The following is a 21,542-nucleotide window of genomic DNA, read 5'->3' as shown; positions in this document are numbered from 1 at the left end:
GGGCCGCGGCCTGTCAGGTCGAGTCTCGGGCGACGATGTGGAAGACGTCGTCCGGCTGCGCCGGCGGCTCGACCGTGTCGTCCAGCGCGGCGAGCACGGCGTCCGCGAGGTAGCGCGCCTGCGCGTCGATGGCCTGCCAGACCGTCGTGAGCGCAGGGGCGGCGAGGCGGGCGGCAGGGATGTCGTCGACCCCGATGACGGCGACGTCCTGCGGCGTCCGGAGCCCTTCGGCGCGCAGCCCGGCCAGGACCGCGAGCGCGACCTCGTCGTTGTAGGCGGCGACGGCGGTCACGGGCTCGGCACCGGAGCGCCAGCTCCGGACCGCGGCCACGGCGGACGCGACGTCGAGGTCGACGGCCTGGACCTGCGGTGCGGGAAGGCCGAGCTGCTCGCACCCCAGCACGGCGCCGGCGAGGCGCCGGTCGGCGAACGCCGCCAGCCGGTCGTCGCTCGGCGACGCGTAGGCCACGACGCGGTGACCGCGCTCGGCGAGGTGCTCGACCTGGAGCTGACCGATCCTGGTCTGCGGGACCGAGAACGTGCCGGGCTGCGCGTCCGCGTCCAGCGCGCTGCCCACCACCTGGATGCCCGCCTGGCGCATGGCACGTTCGTCGTCCTCGGCGAACGGGGCCAGACCGAGGACGACGCGCGGGGTGACCGCGCGCCACAGGTCCGACAGGGGTCGGGGGCCCCGCGACTGGTGGACCAGCACCGACAGGCCACGGTCGGCCAGGCGCGTGGCCAGGTGGTCGAGCAGGGTGTCGATGACCGGGCCGATCGTCCAGTCGGGAAGGACGCACAGGACCAGGTCGCTGCGGCCGGAGCGCAGCGCGCGAGCGGCGGCGGACGGCGTGTAGCCGAGGCGGGCTGCGGCGTCGCGGACCCGCTGCCGCGTCGACTCGGGGATGGTGACGCCGGTCTTGCCGTTCAGCACATAGCTGACGGTCGTGCGAGAGACTCCGCTCTCCCGCGCCACATCGGCACTCGTCAACCGTGGCACGGTTCTCGCCTCCCCAATCCCGCTCCGCCACACCTTAGTCCGCAGCACCGGGCCTCAGACGCGCACCCGACTCTCGGGTTGACGCGCGTGGCCGGGCGGGTGAGTCTGCGAGGGTGACCGGCGGACATGGAGCGCGCCTGGAGAGCACACCGCGAGGACGCGCCGTGCGGGACGCGGTCGCCGCCGCGCGCGCCCCGGCGACGACCGACACGCAGTGGTCGACGTTGATGGCGCGCTTCGGCCGGCACCTCGGGCGGCTCGAACGCCTCCTCGACGAGGTGTACGGGCCGGGGGAGCGCACGTCCCGTGAGCTCGCGCTGCTCGCCGGGCAGCTGGCCACGAGCTGGCAGGAGCGCCCCGCGGAGCTGCACGCCCTCGACGCCGCCCGCGAGGCGGACCCGACGTGGTTCACGTCGCAGCAGATGCTCGGTGGCGTCCTGTACGTGGACCGGTACGCCGGGGACCTGGCCGGGGTCCGTCGGGCGATCCCGTACCTCGAGGAGCTCGGCCTGACGTACCTGCACCTGATGCCGCTGTTCGAGGCGCCGGCGGAGAACTCGGACGGAGGGTACGCGGTGTCGAGCTACCGCGCGGTCGACCCGTCGCTCGGCACGATGGCGGAGCTCGCGGACCTGGCCACGGAGCTGCGCACGCGCGGGATCGCCCTCGTGGTCGACTTCATCTTCAACCACACGTCGGACGAGCACGCCTGGGCCCGCGCGGCGCGCGCGGGGGACCCCGAGCACGAGGCCTTCTACTGGTTCCTCCCCGACCGCACGATGCCCGACGCGTACGAGCGCACGGTGCGGGAGATCTTCCCCGACGACCATCCGGGGTCCTTCGTCCCGGTCCCGACGCCGGACGGGCAGGGCGAGCGGTGGGTCTGGGCGACGTTCCACTCGTTCCAGTGGGACCTCAACTACGCCAACCCCGCGGTGTTCCGCGCGATGGCCGCCGAGATGCTGTTCCTCGCCAACCAGGGCGTGGACATCCTGCGGATGGACGCCGTGGCGTTCATCTGGAAGCAGCTCGGCACGTCGTGCGAGTCCTTGCCCCAGGCGCACCTGCTGCTGCAGGCGTTCAACGCGGTCTGCCGGATCGCCGCACCGGCCGTCCTGTTCAAGTCCGAGGCGATCGTCCACCCGGACGAGGTCATCGAGTACATCGGCGTCGACGAGTGCCAGCTGTCCTACGACCCGCTGCAGATGGCGCTGATCTGGAGCTCGCTGGCGACCCGGGACGGCCGCCTGCTCCAGCAGGCCCTGGAGCGGCGGCACGCGCTCCCTCCCGGGACGTCGTGGGTGAGCTACGTGCGCAGCCACGACGACATCGGGTGGACCTTCGCCGACGAGGACGCCGCCGAGCTCGGCATCGACGCCGCCGCGCACCGCCGGTTCCTCAACCGGTTCTTCGTCGACCGGTTCCCCGGGTCCTTCTCGCGCGGGGTGCCGTTCCAGGACAACCCGCGCACCGGCGACTGCCGGATCGCGGGCACGACGGCGTCGCTGGCGGGGCTGGAGGCGGGCGACGCCGGTGCGGTGGACCGGATCGTCCTGGCGCACGCGATCGTCCTGTCCACCGGGGGGATCCCGCTGCTGTTCCTCGGTGACGAGGTCGGCCAGCTCAACGACTACGCCGCCCTGGACGAGCCGGGGCACGGCGAGGACACCCGCTGGGTGAACCGCCCGCGCTACCCGGCGGGTGCCTACGCGCAGCGGGACGATCCGTCGACCGACTCCGGCCGGGTCTACGCACGACTGCGGCACCTGGTCGAGGTCCGCCGCCGCACGCCGGAGCTCGCGGGGAACGCGCTCATCACGTTCGACACGCACAACCCGCACCTGGTGGCGTACCAGCGCCCCGGCCCGAGCACCCTGGTCCTGGTCGTCGCGAACATGGCCGACGACCCGCAGCACGTCGATGCCACGACGCTCTCGGGACTGCCCCCGGCGGCCCACGACCTGCTCGACGGTGACGTCGTCGACCTGCGCGCCGGGCTCACGGTCCCGGCGCACGGCGTGGTGTGGCTCCGGGTCGAGCGAGGAGGAACGGATGAGTGAGACAGGACCGACCGGGGTGATCGACCCCAGGTACGGCGACGCCACGGCCACCGCGCCACCGTGGGGGGAGATCGAGCGTCGCCTGGCCGCAGCGCAGCTCTACTGGATCGTCTCCGTGCGGGCGGACGGCCGTCCGCACGCGGTCCCGCTGGTCGGCGTCTGGCACGACGGCTCCTTCGCCTTCTGCACCGGCCCGCACGAGCAGAAGACGCGCAACCTCGACGCGGACCCGCACGTCGCCGTGACGACGGGCAGCACGGGGGCAGGCGGGTGGGACAGCGGAGTCGAGCTGGTCGTCGAGGGATCGGCCGTGCGGGTCACGGAGCCCGACGCGCTGCAGACGCTGGCCGACGCCTGGCTCGCCAAGTACGGGGACGACTGGGCGTTCGACGTGCACGGCGACCGCTTCGTCGAGCGCTCCGAGTCCGGGGGCGGCTCCGAGGGCGCGTGGGTCTACCGGGTGGTGCCGGCCAAGGTGCTGGCGTTCGGGGGCGGGCACGGCCAGACGGCGTACCGCTTCTGACCGCACCCGGCATCGCGACCCGCGTCGCCGCGCGAGCCACCGGCGCGTGTGCGCAGCAGCGGACAGTCCTCCCGCCCGTCGGCTAGAGCCCGAACACCTGCGTCGGCCGTCCACGGACCAGGTCGACCACGGCCTCCGCAGCCTCGTCCTCCTCGAGCCGGTGGTCGGCCACGAGGCCGGCCAGGTACCCGGCGTCGAGCCGACGGGCCATGTCGTGGCGGGCCGGGATCGAGCAGATCGCCCGCGTGTCGTCGATGAACCCGCTGGTCCGGGACAGGCCCGCGGTCTCGGAGACGGCGGACCGCCACCGCCGGATCGCGTCGGGGGCGTCGAGGAACCACCAGGGCGCTCCGACGTACACCGACGGGTAGAAGCCGGCGAGCGGCGCGAGCTCGCGGGAGAGCACGGACTCGTCGAGCGTGAACAGGACGAGCGTGAGGTTCGGGTGGGTGCCGTACCGGTCGAGCAGCGGGCGCAGGGCGTCCGTGAACGCGCCGGGCAGCGGCAGGTCGTGCCCGGTGTCCGGGCCGAACCGCGCGGCCGTCGGACGGTGGTGACCGCGGCGCACCCCGGGGTGCAGCGTCATGGTGAGACCGTCCTCGGTCGCCATGCGGGCCATCTCCAGCAGCATGTGCCGCCGCAGGGCCGTCGCCTCGTCGGGGCCGACGGTCCCGGCCAGGGCCTGGTGGTAGATCCGCTCGGCATGGGCCGCGTCGAGCGGCTCGGTGCCGACGTCCTCGTGGCTGTGGTCGGTGGACACCCCACCGTGCCGACGGAAGTGGGTGCGGCGGTCCTCCATCGCGACGACCCAACCGGCGTAGCACCCGGTGTCGACGCCGGCGACCGCACCCAGGTGCAGGGCGTCACGCGCCCAGTCGGGCCGCCCCACCTCGAGGTACCGGTCCGGGCGGAACGTCGGGACCACCCGGCCCGAGAACGTCGGGTCGGCGCGCAAAGCCGCGTGCGCGGCCAGGTCGTCCGCCGGGTCGTCCGTGGTGGCGAGGACCTCGATCCGGAACCGGTCGAAGAGCGCCCGGGGCCGGAAGGTGGGCTGGGCGAGCTGGTCGGCGATCCCGTCGTACAGCTCGTCGGCCGTGTCGGGTCCGGGGCGCAGGTCGAGGTCGAACACGTCGACCAGGGCGCTCTCCAGCCAGTACTTCACGGGCGTCCCGCGGTAGACGTCCCAGTGCTCGCACAGCAGGCGCCAGGCCGCGCGGGCGGCGTCGGCGGAGAGTGGTCCCTGGCCGACGCCGAGCCGGTCCAGGGACACCCCCGACGCGTGGAGCAGCCGCGTGACGTAGTGGTCGGGCGTGATCAGCAGGGTCGTCGGGTCGGGGAAGGGTTGGTCGTCGAGGAGCAGCTGCGCCTCCACGTGCCCGTGCGGGGACAGGATCGGCAGGTCCCGGACCTCGTCGTAGAGGCGGCGGGCGATCGAGCGGACCTCGGGTGCGGTCGGCAGGAGCCGGTCGGGGTGCAGGCGCAGGGCCCGGGTGGTGAGCGTCGGCACGCCTCAGTCCTCCCGCGCGGCGCGACGGGCGGCGACCTCGGCGACCATGGTCCGGAACCGCGTCTCGGTCAGCGGGTAGAAGACCATGATGAGGACGCCGACGAGGATGAAGACCGCGGGGACGAACCCGGCGATGTAGCGGATCCCGTCCTGGGTCGCCTGGCTCTGCACCTCTTGCTGCGCCACGTACCCGACGAAGCCGAGCCCGTACGCGGCGGCCGCGCCACCGACGGCCTGCCCGACCTTGCGGGTGAACGAGAAGACCGCATAGGTGGTGCCTTCCGTCCGCACGCCGGTCCGCCACTCGCCGTACTCGACGGTGTCCGCCTCCAGCGCCCACATCAGGGTGTTCACGGCAGCCAGACCGACGCCGTAGAGGCCGAAGAAGAAGATCGCCAGGCCGGGCAGCGTCGACGGCGTCAGCGCGATGCCGAGGGCGGCGATGATCGCCAGGACGCTGCTGGCCACGTAGGCCGGCTTCTTGCCGACCGCCCGCACGATCCGGGGGATGAAGCCCGCGACGACGAACATCACGCCGGTGCTCACGACCGTGAGGATGATGAAGTAGTTCGCGTCGCCGAGCACGTCGCGGGCGTAGTACGCCTGCACGGTCTGCAGCGTGAACATGCCGACCAGGAACGACAGCGCGCTCAGGCACAGCATCAGCAGGGGGCGGTTGCCCTTGAGCGTGGCCATGCTCTGCTTGAGGGTCACGTGCGCGACGTCGCGGACCACGCGCTCCTTCGACGTCGAGAACAGCAGCATGTAGAGCCCGAACCCGATGACGACGAACAGCAGGGTCGTGAGCGTCAGCGACTGCTGCAGGTTGTCCGAGTTCTTGATCTGCGGCGCGACGATGAACGCGAGCGCGATGATCGTCGCCGCGGTGCCCATCGACCGGAAGCTCGCCAGGCGGGCGCGCTCCACCGGCTCCTGCGTCATCGCCGACGCGAGCGAGCCGTACGGGATGTTCACCAGGCTGTACGCCAGGCCGAGCAGCGCGTACGTGGCGTAGGCGTAGATCAGCTTGCCCGTGCCCCCCAGCCCGCCGGGGACCGTGAAGGTCGCCACGGAGAGCAGCAGCAGGGGCAGCGAGCCGAACAGGAAGAACGGCCGGAACTTGCCCCACCGGGTCATCGTCTTGTCGACCTGCCGGCCGGCCCAGATGTCCGCGAACGCGTCCCAGACCCGCACGACGAGGAACAGCGTCCCCGCGGCCGCGGCCGAGATGCCGACGACGTCGGTGTAGTAGAGCAGCAGGAACATCGACGTCATGGAGAACGCCAGGTTGTTGCCGGCGTCGCCCGCGGCGTAGCCGAGGTAGGAGCGGAACCGGAGCTTGGGCGTGGTGACCGGGGTGGTGATCGGGTCGGAGACAGCGACGGTGCTGGTCATGTCGACTCCTGCGTCGGGCCGCGCGGACGCGGCGGTGCTGGGGGTGGTCATGGCTTGGCGGACCAGCGGCGGCGCAGCACGTGCGCGGCGGCCTTCGGGCGGCGGTCCCGGGTGAAGACGCCCTTCTTGTTGCCGTCCACGCGGAACACGCTGGTCGACGACGTCGCGAAGTCCGCGAAGTTCCAGACCTGCTCACCGACGACGGCGTCGACCGCGTCGAACACGCGGTGGTTCATCTCCAGGTACTCCACCTGGTACTCCTCGGACCACGGCTGCGGGGTCAGGGAGTGCACGCCGGCCACGGTGTCGGCGCCGTACTCGGTGATGATGATCGGCTTGCCGTCCGTCGCCCACTGCTGGAGCTCGTCGAGCCACGCCGCCTCCGCCCCGACCAGGTCGCCCGTGTGGACGTACCAGCCGTAGTAGCGGTTGAGCATGATCACGTCGCCCAGCTCCGAGACCTGGCACCTCCCGTGCGGGGCGAGCATCACGTTGACGAAGCCGACCGGGCGGCTGCGGTCCAGCTCGCGGGTGAGCGCGAACAGCGGCTCGAAGTAGGCGCGCGCCGCGTCCGTGTCGGACTCGGGCTCGTTGGCGATCGACCACAGGACGACGCTCGGGTGGTTCTTGTCCCGGGCGACCAGCTCGCGGATCGCCTGCTTGTGCGCCTCCTGGCTCACGTCGTTGACGGTCTCCGGCGAGAACGTCGTGTAGCTCTGCCCACCGAAGATCCCGCCCGCCAGACCCATGTTCTGGCCGACCGCCGCGACCTCGTCGATCACCACGATGCCCGTGCGGTCCGCGTAGTCGTAGACCTCCTCGGCGTACGGGTAGTGCGACGTACGGAACGAGTTCGCCCCGATCCAGTCGAGGAGCTCGAAGTCGTGCACCAGGAACGCGTCGTCGTGGCCCTTGCCACGCACGGGGGTGTCCTCGTGCTTGCCGAAGCCCTGGAAGTAGAACGGCTCCCCATTGATGAGGAACTGCGTCCCGCGCACCTCGACGGTCCGGACACCGACGCTCTGGTGGTAGCTGTCGACCGGCGCGCCCGACGCGTCGAGGAGCTCGACCTGCGCGTCGTAGAGGTAGCCCGCGCCGGGCTCCCACCGGTGCACGTCCGGCACGGTGAGCTCGCCGCTGGCGCCGTCAGCGGTGGCCACCGCATGCCCCTCGGCGTCGCGGAGCGTCACACGGACCGCGTGCTGTGCCTCGCCCGCCACCGTGACGTCGTACGCGACCACGCCCGTGGTGCCCTGCAGGTCCGTGACCACCACGACGTCGTCGACGTAGGTCGTCGGCGTCGCGTACAGCCAGACCGACCGGTGCAGGCCGGCGAAGTTGAAGAAGTCGTGGAAGTACTGCTGCCGGCGCCCCTGCGGGGTGTCGTGCACGATGCCCGGCGGGATGGTCTGGAAGGTCAGCTCGTTGTTCACGACGACCGTCACGCGCACCTCGTCGCCGGGGGAGACGAGCTCGGTGACATCGGCCTCGAACGGCGTGTACCCACCCTCGTGCCGGGCCACCTCCGTGTCGCCCACCCAGACGACCGCGGCGTGCGTCGCGGAGTCGAACCGCAGCGCCACGCGCTGACCGGCCCACCCGCGGGGCACCCGCACCGTGGTCTGGTACCAGGCGTCACCGACGTGGTCCCGGCCGGTGGTCCCCACGAGCACGTCGTTGTAGCTCGCGGGGACCGGCATGGCCTGCGCGGCGGTCAGCGGGGCACGGTGCCAGCCCTCACGCCGACCGGCGCCCGTCGCGTCGAGGCGGAAGTCCCACAAGCCGTTCAGGGTCTTGCGCTCGCGGCTCGCGGTGTCCTGGGGACGAAGCATCGGTGCTCTCCTCTCATCGCCGGCGAAGCATCTGCGCTGCGGCCGGTAGAACCATTGAGGACCCGGGATCACGGGACGACAAGCGGTTGCCATGACTTGTCGCGGTCCCTACCGTCGAGAGGTGGACGAGCACCGGGTGCCGACGATCTACGACGTGGCGAAAGCCTGCGGCGTCGCCCCGTCGACCGTCTCCCGCGCGTTCTCCCGGCCCGGACGGGTCAACGCGGAGACGGCCGCACGGATCAGGAAGGTCGCGGAGGAGCTGGGCTACCGCGCGAACCCGTTGGCGCGCGCCCTGCCCACCGGCAAGACGTCGCTGCTGGCGCTCGTCGTCTCGGACGTGACGAACCCGTTCTACTTCGAGATCATCCGTGGGGCCGAGCTGGCGGCGAACGAGGCCGACTACACGTTGCTCGTGGCGGACGTGTACGAGTCGGCGGTGGTGGAGCGCAAGGCGCTCGAACGCGCGCTGCCTCTGGTCGAGGGCGTGGTGCTGGGCACCTCGCGGATGTCCGACTCGGCGATCCGGGTGATGGCGCAGCAGCGCCCGACCGTCGTGCTCAACCGGGTCCTGACCGGCATCCCGAGCGTCATCACCGACAACGCCCGCGGGACCCGGCGCGCGATGGAGCACCTGGTGGCCCTGGAGCACCGGAGCATCGGGTACGTGGCCGGGCCGGAGGCCTCCTGGGCCGACGGCATGCGGTGGCGGGCGATGCGGGAGGCCGCCGACGCGCTCGACGTCCGGGTGCAGAGGTTCGGTCCGGCGGCGCCGACGCTCGCGGGCGGGGCGGAGGCAGCTACGGCGGTCGGCGAGTCGGCGGTGACCGCGGTCGTCGCCTACAACGACCTCGTCGCGATCGGACTGATGCGGGGGCTGGCGGCGGCGGGAGTGCGGGTGCCGCGGGACGTGAGCGTCGTCGGCTTCGACAACATCTTCGGCGCCGAGCTCTGCTCGCCGTCCCTGACGACGGTCGCGGCGCCGCTGGCGGCGCTCGGCCGGTACGCCGTGCAGACGCTGCTCGCGGGGATGACGTCCCGCACCCCTCCGCAGGTCCGGCCGGCGCTCCTGCCCGCGGAGCTGGTGGTCCGGGAGTCGACCGCGCGACGCGTGCGACGTCGACGATCCTGAGCACGCCCGCAGGACAAGTCGTGGCAACCGGTTGCCTTCGCACGACCGGGGAGCGCTGAATGGTCGAGGACCGACGAGGGTCCGACGACCAGGAGGTGCGACCGTGCACGACGGAACGAGCTGGGAGCGCACCGAGGCGCCCGCACCGGTGCGCATCGTCCACCTCGGGCTCGGCGCTTTCGCCCGGGCGCACCTGCTCTGGTACACCCAGGCCGCCAACGAGTCCGGCACCGCCGAACGGTGGGGTGTCGCCGCGTTCACCGGCCGGTCGGCTGCCGCCGCGCAGACGCTCGCACGGCAGGACGGCCGGTACACGCTGCTGGTCCGCTCGCCCGAGGGTGACGCGCCCACCACGATCGACGCCCTGGTGGCGGTCCACGACGGCGCCGACGCGGAAGCGTGGCGCGAGTACCTGCGGCGGCCCGAGGTCGGTGTCGTCACGCTGACCGTCACGGAGGCGGGCTACCGACGCACGCCCAGCGGTTCGCTCGACCGGCGCGACCCCGACGTCGCCCGTGACGTCGTGAGCCTGCGCGCCGGGGGAGCCGCCGTCACGGCACCCGGCCGCCTCGTCGACGGCCTGCGCGCACGCCGCGCGGCGGGCACCGGCCCGGTCGCCGTCGTCAGCTGCGACAACCTGCCCCACAACGGCCGCGTGGCCTCGAGGGTCACCCTGGACCTCGCGTCGGCGGTGGACCCGTCGCTCGCCGCGTGGATCGAGGAGCACGTGTCCTTCGTCTCCACCATGGTCGACCGGATCACGCCCGCCACCACCGAGGCCGACCGCGCGGTCGTCCGGAAGCTGACCGACCGCGAGGACCGGTCCCCGGTGATCACCGAGCCGTTCAGCGAGTGGGTGCTTCAAGGCGACTTCCCGGCCGCCCGCCCGCGGTGGGAGGCGGCCGGTGCGCGATTCGTCGAGGACCTGGAGCCGTACGAGCGCCGCAAGCTCTGGCTGCTCAACGCCGGGCACTCCCTGCTCGCCTATGCCGGCCTGGCACGTGGTCTGACCACGGTCGCCGAGGCGTTCGCCGACCCGTCGTGCCGCGCCGAGCTCGAGCAGCTGTGGTCCGAGGCCGCCGACGTGCTGACCCTGCCCGCCGACGACGCGACCGCCGCCCTGCGCGAGCGGTTCGCCAACGCCCGGATCGAGCACCGCCTCGCCCAGATCGCCCGGGACGGGTCCGCCAAGCTGCCCGTCCGCGTCCTGGCCGTCGCCCAGGCCCGAGCCGTCGCCGGGCTGCCCGTGGGCCGGGCCGGCGCCGGCGTCGTGGCCGCCTGGATCGACCACCTCGACGCGACGGTCAGCGACCCCGGCGCCGCCGACCTGGTGGCACGCCTGCCGGGTCAGGGCAGCTCGGCCCGCGCCGTGCTCGCCCTCGACGCGATCGCCCCCCGCCTCGCCCGCAAGGACGTCTACGCCCGGCACGTGTCCGAGCGGCTCGCCGTCCGCCGTCCCACCTCACCCACCCCGGCAGGAGCCCGACCATGAAGATCGTCACCGCCGACGTCATCGTCACCAGCCCGAACCGCAACTTCGTCACCCTCAAGATCACGACCGACGAGGGTCTCACCGGGCTCGGCGACGCCACCCTGAACGGCCGCGAGCTCGCCGTCGTCAGCTATCTGCGGGACCACGTGGTGCCCCTGCTGATCGGTCGCGACGCGGACCGCATCGAGGACACGTGGCAGTTCCTCTACCGCAGCGGGTACTGGCGCCGGGGTCCGGTGACCATGGCTGCCATCGCCGCCGTGGACATGGCCCTGTGGGACATCAAGGGCAAGGCCGCGCAGATGCCGGTCTACCAGCTGCTCGGCGGAGCCAGCCGGGACGGTCTCATGGCCTACGGCCACGCGTCCGGGACGTCGCTGCCCGCGCTCTTCGACTCCATCCGCGAGCACCAGGAGCAGGGCTACCGCTCGATCCGCGTGCAGACGGGCGTCCCCGGGCTGAAGTCCATCTACGGCATCGCCGCCCAGTCCACGGGGGAGGAGCGCTACGACCACGAGCCGGCCCAGCGCGGGGCCTACCCGGCTGAGGAGGACTGGGACACGCGCGCCTACCTGCGTCACCTGCCGACCGTGTTCGAGGCCGTGCGCCACGAGTTCGGACCGGATCTGCCGCTGCTGCACGACGGGCACCACCGGATGACACCGATCCAGGCTGCCAAGCTGGGCAAGTCCCTGGAGCCGTACGACCTGTTCTGGCTCGAGGACTGCACCCCCGCGGAGAACCAGGAGGCCCTGCGCCTCGTCCGCCAGCACACGACGACCCCGCTGGCCATCGGGGAGATCTTCAACACCGTGTGGGACTTCCAGGCACTCATCAAGGAGCAGCTCATCGACTACGTGCGAGCCGCGTCCACCCACTTCGGGGGGATCAGCCCGCTGCGCAAGGTCATGGACTATGCGGCCCAGTACCAGGTGAAGTCCGGGTTCCACGGCCCGACGGACATCTCGCCGGTCGGGCTGGCCGCCCAGATGCACGTCGGTCTGGCCATCCACAACTTCGGCATCCAGGAGTACATGCAGCACGGCGCCAGGACGAACGCCGTGTTCCAGCAGTCGTTCACCTTCGCCGACGGCTACCTGCACCCCGGCGACCTGCCCGGCCTCGGCGTCGAGCTCGACGTGGACGAGGCCGGAAGGTACCCCTACGAGGTCGCGTACCTGCCGTACAACCGGCTGGCCGACGGCACGGTGCACGACTGGTGACCCACGTCGTCGTCATGGGGGTGTCCGGCTGCGGCAAGTCGACCGTCGGCGCGCTGCTCGCCGACCGGCTCGGCGTCCCGTTCCTCGACGCCGACAGCCTCCACCCGCCGGAGAACCTCGCGAAGATGGCCGACGGCACCCCGCTCGACGACGCCGACCGGCGGCCCTGGCTGCGTTCCGTCGGCCGGGAGCTCGCCGCGTTCCCCGACGGTGCGGTCGTCGCGTGCTCGGCGCTGCGCCGCGCCTACCGCGACCTGCTCCGGGACACCGTGCCGGGCCTGCGGTTCGTGCACCTCGTCGGGACGCGCGAGCAGCTGGCCGCCCGGATGCGCGACCGTGCGGGCCACTTCATGCCGGTGTCCCTGCTCGACACGCAGCTGGCGACGCTCGAGCCGCTCGGTGCCGACGAGCCCGGGACTGTCCTCGACTGCTCCCTGCCCCCCGCAGCCCTGGCAGCGACGTCGACGGCTCACATGCCGCGAGGCTCGAACGTGCCGCCTCTCCCGGCTGCCGCACGTGCATCCGTGGCACGGCCCACGACGGCATCACGGTAGTGCTTGGCTCGTGCGCCACCGCCGTTGTACTTCCTGATGGCCTCCGGCCAGCTCACTCCCGCACGGTGCTTGGTGAAGAGCCAGGAGACGGCCATGTGGATCCAGAAGGTGTAGCTCTCGTTCCGCGCAGGCACCGTCTCGGCGAACAGCGAGCTCACCGCGTCGGCGAACCCGACGCCAGCACCGGTCGCCGTGTACGCCCAGATGAACGTCTCCCAGCTCTGCGCGGACTGCCCTCGGAGGTCGATCAGTCGCGCGTCCTCGGCGCCCGTCCGGGTCGCCTTCTTCTCCAACGTCGCAAGCTCGCGTTGGGCGGCGACGAGGTCCTTGCGCAGGTCACCGAGCGAGAACGCGGTCACGACGTCGCGGCGCTCGGCCTCGAGCATGGTCAGCAACGCAAGACCCGACGAGTCGATCACCTGGCCGAGGTTGAAGCGGGTCTTGACCGGGTGCGAGGCGGGCACCTCGAGGTGGCGACCAGAGGTGCCGAGCTGACTCTCCTGGAAGAGCATGCTCTTGAGCAGGTTCGGATCCAGCGCCGCCTTCCCCGTGAGGCCGTTCGCCGTGTTGGCCGCGTCGACCTCACTCTTGATGATGCTGTCGAAGCGGTTGAACATCGTCTCCTGGATGAGCTTGCGGTTGAGGAGCTTCCGTCGCGTGGCCAGCAGGCCCTCCAGCCGCAGGCGCTCCTTGTCAAAGCTGGCCAGGGCCTTCGGCGTCTTGTACTGCGCCTTCTTGGCGACCCACGCGTTGAGGGCCGCCTCGCCCTTGGTGACCGAGCTCGCCTGGCCCGCCACCCCGCTGCTGTACGGGTCGATCCCTGCCACGGCGGTCCGGGCAGGGCGTAGCCCGGTCTTCGCGATGACGAAGCCGCCCGGGGTACCGGCGCTCGTCGCACCGACGGTCTCCGCAGAGTTGAGCCACGACGTGATGGTCACGACGGTGCCGGCCGCGAGCGTGACGCCCCGCTGCGTGACGGCGGCGGTGAGCTCGAACGTCCTCCCGACCATCTCGCTCGAGACGTCCTCGGGTGCGATCGCGCGCTGGATCGCCGGTCCCGTTCTGGACAGGGGTCGCAAGAGCGGGTGATCGTGCCGGCGGGTGCCCGCAGGGGGACCTACGTCTACGGCGGCCGCGATCGCCTCCGCGGCTCGCTCGCCGGCGTCGCCGGCGCCAGCCAGTCGCACGCCCGACAGCGGGCCTGCGACCTGGCCGTCCTGCTGCACGACATGGGCGAGCTCGTGAGCCAGCAGCCGGCGCCCCGCCGAGCTCTGGGGCTGGTAGCGGCCGGACCCGAACACGATGTCGGTCCCGACCGTGTAGGCGGCCGCCCCGAGGGCTGCGGCTCCCTGCGCGTCGTCTCGCTCGGTGTGCACGCGCACCTTGCTGAAGTCGTGGCGGAAACGCGGTTCGAGGTCGCGCAGCGTCTCCGCGTCGAGAGCGTGCCCGGACGACGTCAACGGGGCCGGGAGTGTCGGCGAGCCGGAGGTCCGTTCCTCTGCCGCCTCGCGGTCGAACGTGCTTCCGGTCATGGTCACCTGGCCGAGCGAGTCTGGTGCTGCACGGTAGGTGCGCGCACGTCACGCCCTCGTCACCACCTCGTCACGGCCCGGCCGACCCCTGGATGAGGATCGCTGCGCTGAGGATGCCGAGCTCCTCCATGCTCGCTGCGGTCCCGGGCCAACGGCTCCTCCCCACTGCCGTCGTGCCGGCTCGACCTCGTCGGCGGCGATCGCCACGGCGAACCTTGTCGCCCGTCCCTCCAGGGGAGTAGACACGAGGTGACTCGATGGGGTGGTCGCCATGGTGCGGATCTGCACGTGGAACCTGGAGAACCTCTTCCGCCCTGGGGACGACGCCGGACCGGAGACCGGCGCCGCGTACCAGGCGAAGCTCACGTCGCTCGCCGACGTCGTCGCCGCGATGGCGCCCGACGTCCTGGCGGTGCAGGAGGTCGGTGACGTCGTTGCCCTGACCGACCTCGCCGAGCGGGTGGGTGGGACCTGGCACCAGGCGACGGCGGCGCCCGACCGGCGGGGGATCCGGGTCGGCTTCCTGTCCCGGTTGCCGCTGACCGCGGTGCGCCAGTGGGTCGCGTTCCCGGCGGGTCTGCGCCCCATCCAGGTCGACGACACCGCCGTGTCCAGCTCGACGATGGGGCGGGCAGCGCTGCAGGTACGGGTGAACGTCGGTGGACGACGCATCGACCTGATCGCGTGCCACCTGAAGTCCAAGCTCCTGACCTTCCCCGGGGGTCGCTTCTCGACCGATGACGAGGGTGAGCGCGCGCGGTTCGGCGCCTACGCCCTGAACCGGCGGTCGTCCGAGTCGGTCACCGTCCGCGCAGCGGCGTCCCGCAGGCTCGACGCGGTCGCCGGCAGCGCGGCGGTCGTCGTGCTCGGTGACCTCAACGACGTGCCGGAGGCGGCGACGACGCAGATCCTGCTCGGCCCGACCGGCTCGGAGATCGGCACGGGTGGGTTCTCGCGACCGGACGCGGGCGACCGTCAGAGGCTCTGGAACCTGGCCGCCCGCATCCCCGAGGAGCAGCGGTTCTCACGGGAGTTCCGCGGCCGCAAGGAGCTGATCGACCACATCCTCGTGAGTCACGCGCTCGTCGGTCTCGTCGCCGACGGAGCCGTCACGACCGACGGAGCCGGACCGGTCCCGTCGATCACCGAGGACCCGAACGACCGCCGCGGCGAGCCCGGGTCGGACCACCGGCCGGTCCTCGCCACCATCAACGTGTAGGCAGGGAGCCCTGACCATGACCCTCACCCGCGTGGCCGCGATCCAGGCCGCACCCGTGCTCATGGACCGGCAGGGGTGCGTCGACAAGGCGGTGGGCCTGATCGAGAAGGCCGCCGCCGACGGCGCCCACCTCGTGGTCTTCCCGGAGGTGTTCATCCCGGGCACGCCCGTCTGGATGGACTCGCGGCCCATCTGGGACGGCGACGAGGAGTGGTTCGCCCTGCTCCTCGACCAGGCGGTCGTCGTGCCCGGCCCGGTGACCGAGGCGTTGGGCGCCGCCGCCGCGGAGGCCGGCGTGTACGTGGTGGTCAACGTCGAGGAGCGCGAGCCGCACGGCTCCACGGTCTACAACACGACTCTCTACCTCGGTCCCGACGGTCGGCTGCTCGCGAAGCACCGCAAGCTCATGCCGACCGGCTCGGAGCGGACGGTCTGGGGGATGGGCGACGGGTCGACGCTGCCCGTCGTGGAGACGCCGTTCGGCCGGCTCAGCGGGCTGACGTGCTGGGAGAACTACATGCCGTTGGCGCGTTTCTACCTCTACGCGCAGGGGGTCGACATCTGGACCGCTCCCACCCTGGCCACCGGCGACGGGTGGGTCGCGACCCTGCGGCACATCGCGCGCGAGGGGCGCTGCTACGTCATCGGCGTCAACCCGTGCACCCACATCGACCAGATCCCCGCCGACTTCCCGCGTCGCGACGAGGTGTGGACCGTCAAGGAGGGGGACGGCGGCTGGGTGGAACCCGGCAACAGCGTGATCGTCGGACCCAACGGGGAGCTGCTCGCGGGCCCGGCCCGGCACGAGGAGACCATCCTCACCGCCGACATCGACCTCGCGCAGGTCCGCGCCGCGCGTCGGCTGTTCGACGCCACCGGGCACTACCACCGGCCGGACATCTTCCGGCTCACCGTCGACACCCGTCCGCGACCTGCCGTCGTGCTGGCCGACGACTAGGTCACGGCCCCCAGCACAGGCAGAACGGGTGCCCCGCCGGGTCGGCGTAGACCTGGAACCCGTCGGGCGTCGTGAGGTCCGTCGCCGCTTGGAGCAGGACCGCCCCGACGGCCAGGGCGTGCTCGTGCGCGGTGTGGATGTCGTCCACGTACAGGTCGAGGTGCACCTGCTGCGGCTGACCGTCGGGCCACTCGGGCCGGACGTGGTCCGGCGCGAGCTGCACGTCGATGCGCGGCTCGCCGTCGACGAGGACCGAGTGCCAGTCCTCCTCCACCGACACGGTGCCCCCGAGCAGCGCCGCCCAGAACCCGCTCTCCTGCTCGACGTCGGCGGCGTCGAACACCACGACCTGCCGACGGATCCTCATCCGGACATCCTGGCACCGCTGCGTACGTCACGATGGTGCCGTGACGACAGAACGCGACCCCGTCGCCTCGACGGACGCGCGACCGGTCCGCACCTGGCTCCGGTCCCGGCCGGCCGACGTCGTGGACGTCTTCGTCTACGTCGTCGTCCTCAACCTCGTCATCGAGTACGTCCCGGCCGTCCTCAGCGAGAGCTTCACGCTGTCGCTGCTGACCGCCATCCTGCTCAAGGTCGCCCTGGAGCTCGTCCTGAGGCTCAAGGGCAGGGTCCTCGCCCTGTTCCACACGGCGACCTCGCGACGCGGGAAGGTCGCCGCCGGCGCGGCGCTCTGGGTGGTGGCGGCGGGCAGCAAGCTCGTCGTCCTGGCGCTGGTCGACCTCGTGTTCGGCGACGCCGTGAGCCTGGGCGGCTTCCTGCCCGTGACCCTCCTCGTGGTCGCACTGCTCGTGTCCCGGGCGGCGGTCCGGCGGCTGCTGCTCGACGACCGCGACCCCCCGAGCTGAGCGCTACGCGGCGCCGCGGTCGCCCGTCCGGCGCAGGACCGCCTTCGCGGCTTCGATGACCACGAACACCACCACCGCGATCCCGGCCGTCAGGACCCAGCTGTGCAGACCGATGGGGGTGGAGTCGAACCACGCGTTCATGAACGGCGCGTAGGTGAACACGAGCTGCAGGACGAGCAGGGCGCCGGCCGAGACCCAGAGGCTGCGGTTGCCGGTGAGCACCCGCACGGTGAAGGCCGACCCGTTGAGCAGGCGGCAGTTCAGCAGGAACGCGAGCTGTCCGAGCGCGAGCATCATGACCGCGGACGTCTGCGCGACCGCGTAGTCACCCGTGCGGTCACGCTCCAGGACGAAGACCACGAGGGTCGCTGCACCGATGACGACGGAGGCGATCAGGATCACCGCGACCGCGCGCGACGACAGCACCTGCTCGGTCGGGGACCGGGGGGTGCGGCGCATGATGCCGGGCTCCGCGGGCTCGCCCGCGAGGGTCAGCGAGAGCGTGATCGCGGTCGCGAGGTTGATCCAGAGGATCTGCACGGGCGACAGCGGGAGAGCGAGCCCGGCCAGCACCGCGACCAGGATCACGAGCGACTGCGCACCGTTGGTGGGCAGCAGGAACACGACGGCCTTGCGGATGTTGTCGTAGATCCGCCGGCCCTCCTCGACCGCCCGCTCGATCGTCGCGAAGTTGTCGTCGGCCAGGACGATGTCGGCGGCCTCCTTGGTGGCCTCGGTGCCCTTGATGCCCATCGCGACGCCCACGTCCGCCCGCGTGATCGACGGGGCGTCGTTCACGCCGTCTCCGGTCATCGCGACGACCTCACCGTGGGACTGCAGGGCGCGGACGATCCGGAGCTTGTGCTCGGGGGAGGTCCGCGCGTAGACGTCGACGTCTCGCACCACCGCGCGCAGCTCGTCGTCGTCCATCGCCTGCAGCTCGGCACCGGTCAGCGCCCGGACCGTGCCGTGGTCGGGGGCGATGCCGAGCTCGCGGGCGATCGCCGTGGCGGTGCCGCGGTGGTCGCCGGTGATCATCTTCACCCGGATCCCCGCCGCATGCGCCTCGGCGATCGCCGCGGTCGCCTCGGGCCGCGGCGGGTCGACGATGCCGACGACCCCGAGGAACGTCAGCCCGTCGTCGAGGTCGTCGAGCGTGATGGCGTCGACCCCGTCGGCGGGGCGGAACGCCGCAGCGAGCACGCGCAGCCCGCCGGCGGAGAGCTCGTCGATCCGACGGTCCCAGGCGCCGCGGTCGAGCGGCCGGACACCGCCGTCCGCGTCACGTTCGGTGTCGCACCGGTCGAGCAGCCGGTCCGGGGCACCGACAGCGTGGACCAGCCGCGTCGTGCCGGACGGGACGTCGTCCAGCGTCGCGGCGAACTTGTGCGCGGACTCGAACGGCACCGCCCCGACCCGGGCGGCACCGGTGCGGTCCAGGCCCGCCTTCGCGGCGAGGACGTCCAGGGCGCCCTCGGTCGGCGCACCGACGACGCGCCAGCCGTCGTCGGTCGGTTCGACGTGGGCGTCGTTGCACAGGCCGACCGCCAGCACGAGCGCGGCGAGGTCGGGGTGCGCGGCCAGGTCCGCCGTCGTCCCGTCCGGGGTCGCGACCCGTCCGGCGGGGGCGTAGCCGGTGCCCTCGACGGCGTAGGTACCCGCCGCGGTGACGACGCTGCGGGCGGTCATCTCGTTCTGGGTGAGCGTCCCCGTCTTGTCCGAGCAGATCGTCGTCGTGGAGCCGAGCGTCTCGACCGCCGCCATCTTGCGCGTGATCGCGTGGTGCCGGGCCATCTGCTGCACGCCGAGCGCCAGCGTGATCGTGACCAGCGCGGGGAGTCCTTCGGGAACGGCGGCGACGGCGAACCCGATGGCCGCCGAGATCAGCTCGTCGACGTCCAGGCCGTGCACGAACCGGCCGACCAGCAGCATCACGACCGCGAGCACGCCGATCAGCACCGACAGCTGCCGGCCCAGGTGCGAGAGCTGCCGGGCCAGGGGCGTGTCCATCGCGTCCTGCTCGGACACGAGCGCCGAGATGCGGCCGATCTCGGTGCCGGCCCCCGTCGCCACGACCACGCCCTCACCGGTGCCGGACGTCACGAGCGTCCCGGAGAACAGCATCGAGGTCCGGTCACCCACCCCCGCGTCCGGGTCGTTCAGGCCGTCGGACTTGCTCGCCGCGAGGGACTCCCCGGTCAGCGCGGACTCGTCGACCTGCAGCTGGGCGGGGCCGAGGAGGCGCACGTCGGCCGGCACGCGGTCGCCGCTGCGCACCCGCACGACGTCACCGACGACGAGGGTGACCGAGTCGACGACCCCCCAGGTGCCGTCGCGTCGGACCTGCGCACGCAGCGACTGCATCTTCCGCAGCCCCGCCAGCGCCGACGCCGCCCGGCCCTCCTGGATGAACCCGATCAGACCCGTCGCGACGATCACCACGACGATCACGGCGAAGTCGACCCAGTCTCCGGTGAGCGCCTTGAGGACCGCCGCCGCGACCAGGATGTAGATGAGCACGTCGGCGTACTGGCTCAGCAGGCGCCGGAGCACGGACGGCTGAGGCGGTTCGGGCAGCTCGTTGCGCCCGTCGCGTGCGAGCCGGTCCTGCGCCTCTCGCCCCGTCAGCCCGTCGGACGAGCTCGCGACGGCCTGCAGCACCTCCTCCCCGGGCAGGGACCACGGCGCGGTCAGGACCGTCGTGCGTGCGGGGTGGTCTGGCGCTGCGGTCGTCATACGGCGTGCTCCTCGGCAGAGTCGTGACGCGGTGCGGGCACGGCACCCATCCTTGCAGCGAGGTTCGTCAGCGTCGTAGGCGGCACCCTCCAGGGCGTCGTGGGTGCGGCGACGACCGGCCTCGTCGGTCTGGCACGCCGCACCGGGACGGCCCGTCCAGTCGCGGACGTCACCGGTGAAGCCCGCCCTGCGATCATGGGTCGAGCCTCGCGCCAGGCTCCGTCGTCATGCCACCGCTCCTGCGGTCGGCAGACGTCGAGCCGGATGATCACGGCACACGAGGGAGTGCAGATGACCGGTCCTGTGCAGGTGACCCGAACCCAGGCGCTCGCGTGGCGGATGCGCCGGCAGCTGCTGGAGCCCGTCGGCGCCACGTCCGCCGAGGACGTGGTGCGCCGGCTGACCGCGATCCCGGCGCAGTCGGACGTCGAGCTCGCGGTCCGGACCCGGCAGCACAGCTCGCGGCCGGGGGAGGTGCGTGAGGCCGTGCTCGACGGTCGGCTCCTGCGGACGTTCGCGTTCCGCGGCGCGGTCCACCTCCTGACCCCCGAGGAGGGCGGCGCCTACCTCGTGCTCCGTGCGGCCGGCCGGCAGTGGGAGCTGCCGAGCTGGCGGGAGTACTACCGCCTGGCTCCCGAGGACTGGCCGGACTTCCGTGCGGCTGTCCGGGACGCCCTCGACGACCGCCCGCTGACCCCCGACGAGCTCGGCGCAGCGCTCGCGACCCGTCCACGGTACGAGCACCTCCGACCGATCTTCGCGAACGAGCCGTGGACCCTGCTCAAGGCTCTCGCGTGGCAGGGCGACCTCGCGTTCGGACCATCCCGCGACGGACTGCCGACCTTCCAGCTCCTCACCCGCAACCCGCGGTGGGCCGGCCTCCCGGACCTCGCCGACGCCGGTCCGCGCGTGATCGTGGAGTACGTGCAGGCGTACGGTCCGACCACCCCGGCGCACCTGGACTACTGGTTCGGAGCAGGGTTGAGCGCGGGCCGCAGGCGCATCCAGCGGTGGGTCCAGGAGCTCGGGGAGCGACTCGCCCCCGTCGTGGTGGACGGCGCACCGGCCCTCGTGCTCCGCGAGGACGTCGACGAGCTCACCGGGACCGAGCCGACGAGCGCCGTCCGGCTGTTGCCCGCCTACGACCAGTGGGTGCTGGGTCCGGGGACCGCGGACCCCCAGATCGTGCCACCGGAGCGGCGGACCGAGGTCAGCCGCGGGGCGAACCTCGTGGTGGCGGGCGGCGTCGTCGTCGGGACCTGGTCGGTGCGCGACGAGGACGTCACGGTGACCGTGTTCCCCGGCGCAGGGCGCCCCGCGTCGGACGCGCTCGACGAGGGGATCGCCAGGCTCGCCGCGTGCCTGGACCGACCGCTTCACCCGACGGTGACGACCGCCGCCGGGTGAGGTCGGAGCTCGACCCGGGTGCCGGTCGGGTGAGGCGTCCCCGGCCGAGGAGGGGTCGGAGGTCCCGGGACAGCGCGCCCGGAGAGGCGAACGCTGGAACCAG

17 protein-coding genes are annotated in these 21,542 nt (G+C 72.4%); 10 read left to right on the top strand and 7 right to left on the bottom strand.

Going from position 1 to position 21,542, the window contains the following annotated elements; all coding sequences use genetic code 11:
* Positions 1 to 13: 13 nt before the first annotated feature.
* Positions 14 to 976, bottom strand: a complete 963-nt coding sequence (locus ASF78_RS02305) for a LacI family DNA-binding transcriptional regulator (RefSeq protein WP_255354790.1) — start codon at positions 974 to 976, stop codon at positions 14 to 16.
* 188 nt (positions 977 to 1,164) lie between these two features.
* Here ASF78_RS02305 and ASF78_RS02300 point away from each other — a divergent pair, with 188 nt between their 5' ends.
* Both ASF78_RS02300 and ASF78_RS02295 read left to right on the top strand, forming a co-directional pair.
* Complete coding sequence (locus tag ASF78_RS02300) at positions 1,165 to 3,060, top strand: amylosucrase (RefSeq protein WP_235518354.1); 1,896 nt, start codon at positions 1,165 to 1,167, stop codon at positions 3,058 to 3,060.
* A complete protein-coding gene (locus ASF78_RS02295) occupies positions 3,053 to 3,583 on the top strand; it encodes a pyridoxamine 5'-phosphate oxidase family protein (protein ID WP_056584426.1) in 531 nt (176 codons plus the stop codon). The genes ASF78_RS02300 and ASF78_RS02295 overlap by 8 nt, the downstream gene beginning before the upstream one ends.
* Before the next feature lie 82 nt (positions 3,584 to 3,665).
* Here ASF78_RS02295 and uxaC read toward each other — a convergent pair whose 3' ends face one another.
* Genes uxaC through uidA form a run of 3 tightly spaced genes read right to left on the bottom strand, consistent with a single transcriptional unit; the run spans position 3,666 to position 8,317 of the window.
* On the bottom strand, positions 3,666 to 5,090 hold the full coding sequence (uxaC, locus tag ASF78_RS02290) for a glucuronate isomerase (RefSeq protein WP_056584423.1): 1,425 nt from the start codon (positions 5,088 to 5,090) through the stop codon (positions 3,666 to 3,668).
* 3 nt (positions 5,091 to 5,093) lie between these two features.
* On the bottom strand, positions 5,094 to 6,485 hold the full coding sequence (gene uidB / locus ASF78_RS02285; protein ID WP_056587966.1) for a glucuronide transporter: 1,392 nt from the start codon (positions 6,483 to 6,485) through the stop codon (positions 5,094 to 5,096).
* Between the two features lie 47 nt (positions 6,486 to 6,532).
* Positions 6,533 to 8,317 (bottom strand): beta-glucuronidase, encoded by a 1,785-nt coding sequence (gene uidA, locus ASF78_RS02280; RefSeq protein WP_056584420.1) that lies wholly within the window; start codon positions 8,315 to 8,317, stop codon positions 6,533 to 6,535.
* 121 nt (positions 8,318 to 8,438) lie between these two features.
* Here uidA and ASF78_RS02275 point away from each other — a divergent pair, with 121 nt between their 5' ends.
* The 4 genes from ASF78_RS02275 (at position 8,439) to ASF78_RS21805 (ending at position 12,718) form a co-directional block, all read left to right on the top strand.
* Positions 8,439 to 9,449, top strand: a complete 1,011-nt coding sequence (locus ASF78_RS02275; RefSeq protein WP_235518353.1) for a LacI family DNA-binding transcriptional regulator — start codon at positions 8,439 to 8,441, stop codon at positions 9,447 to 9,449.
* A gap of 103 nt (positions 9,450 to 9,552) precedes the next feature.
* Positions 9,553 to 10,941, top strand: a complete 1,389-nt coding sequence (locus tag ASF78_RS02270) for a mannitol dehydrogenase family protein (RefSeq protein WP_056584415.1) — start codon at positions 9,553 to 9,555, stop codon at positions 10,939 to 10,941.
* A complete protein-coding gene (gene manD / locus ASF78_RS02265) occupies positions 10,938 to 12,164 on the top strand; it encodes a D-mannonate dehydratase ManD (protein ID WP_056584413.1) in 1,227 nt (408 codons plus the stop codon). Before ASF78_RS02270 ends, manD begins: the two co-directional genes overlap by 4 nt.
* Positions 12,161 to 12,718, top strand: a complete 558-nt coding sequence (locus ASF78_RS21805; protein WP_235518352.1) for a gluconokinase — start codon at positions 12,161 to 12,163, stop codon at positions 12,716 to 12,718. The genes manD and ASF78_RS21805 overlap by 4 nt, the downstream gene beginning before the upstream one ends.
* Here ASF78_RS21805 and ASF78_RS02255 read toward each other — a convergent pair.
* Entirely contained in the window at positions 12,634 to 14,250 is a 1,617-nt protein-coding gene (locus tag ASF78_RS02255) for a DUF4157 domain-containing protein (protein ID WP_056584409.1), read from the bottom strand. The two genes, ASF78_RS21805 and ASF78_RS02255, sit on opposite strands and share 85 nt — an antisense overlap.
* Before the next feature lie 271 nt (positions 14,251 to 14,521).
* Here ASF78_RS02255 and ASF78_RS02250 point away from each other — a divergent pair, with 271 nt between their 5' ends.
* Complete coding sequence (locus tag ASF78_RS02250; RefSeq protein ID WP_056587963.1) at positions 14,522 to 15,469, top strand: endonuclease/exonuclease/phosphatase family protein; 948 nt, start codon at positions 14,522 to 14,524, stop codon at positions 15,467 to 15,469.
* Positions 15,470 to 15,485: 16 nt separating this feature from the next.
* Positions 15,486 to 16,427, top strand: a complete 942-nt coding sequence (locus ASF78_RS02245) for a carbon-nitrogen hydrolase family protein (protein WP_056584407.1) — start codon at positions 15,486 to 15,488, stop codon at positions 16,425 to 16,427.
* 1 nt (position 16,428) lies between these two features.
* On the opposite strand, the gene ASF78_RS02240 is transcribed toward ASF78_RS02245, so the two are convergent.
* Positions 16,429 to 16,794: a VOC family protein gene (locus ASF78_RS02240; protein ID WP_056584405.1), complete on the bottom strand. Its 366-nt coding sequence runs from the start codon at positions 16,792 to 16,794 to the stop codon at positions 16,429 to 16,431.
* Positions 16,795 to 16,834: 40 nt separating this feature from the next.
* Between ASF78_RS02240 and ASF78_RS02235 the strand changes: the two genes are divergently transcribed.
* The gene (locus ASF78_RS02235; RefSeq protein ID WP_056584402.1) at positions 16,835 to 17,296 is read left to right on the top strand and encodes a hypothetical protein; all 462 of its coding nucleotides are present in this window, start codon (positions 16,835 to 16,837) and stop codon (positions 17,294 to 17,296) included.
* 3 nt (positions 17,297 to 17,299) lie between these two features.
* Here ASF78_RS02235 and ASF78_RS02230 read toward each other — a convergent pair whose 3' ends face one another.
* Complete coding sequence (locus tag ASF78_RS02230; RefSeq protein WP_056584400.1) at positions 17,300 to 20,032, bottom strand: HAD-IC family P-type ATPase; 2,733 nt, start codon at positions 20,030 to 20,032, stop codon at positions 17,300 to 17,302.
* 291 nt (positions 20,033 to 20,323) lie between these two features.
* Between ASF78_RS02230 and ASF78_RS02225 the strand changes: the two genes are divergently transcribed.
* Positions 20,324 to 21,439, top strand: coding sequence for a DNA glycosylase AlkZ-like family protein (locus ASF78_RS02225; protein ID WP_056587960.1), 1,116 nt, complete (start codon positions 20,324 to 20,326; stop codon positions 21,437 to 21,439).
* Positions 21,440 to 21,542: the final 103 nt, after the last annotated feature.

Source organism: Cellulomonas sp. Leaf334 (genome assembly GCF_001424195.1).
Classification (GTDB): Bacteria; Actinomycetota; Actinomycetes; order Actinomycetales; family Cellulomonadaceae; genus Cellulomonas.
Note: the sequence above shows the minus strand (reverse complement) of the source record. Positions and strands in the feature narration are given on the sequence as shown.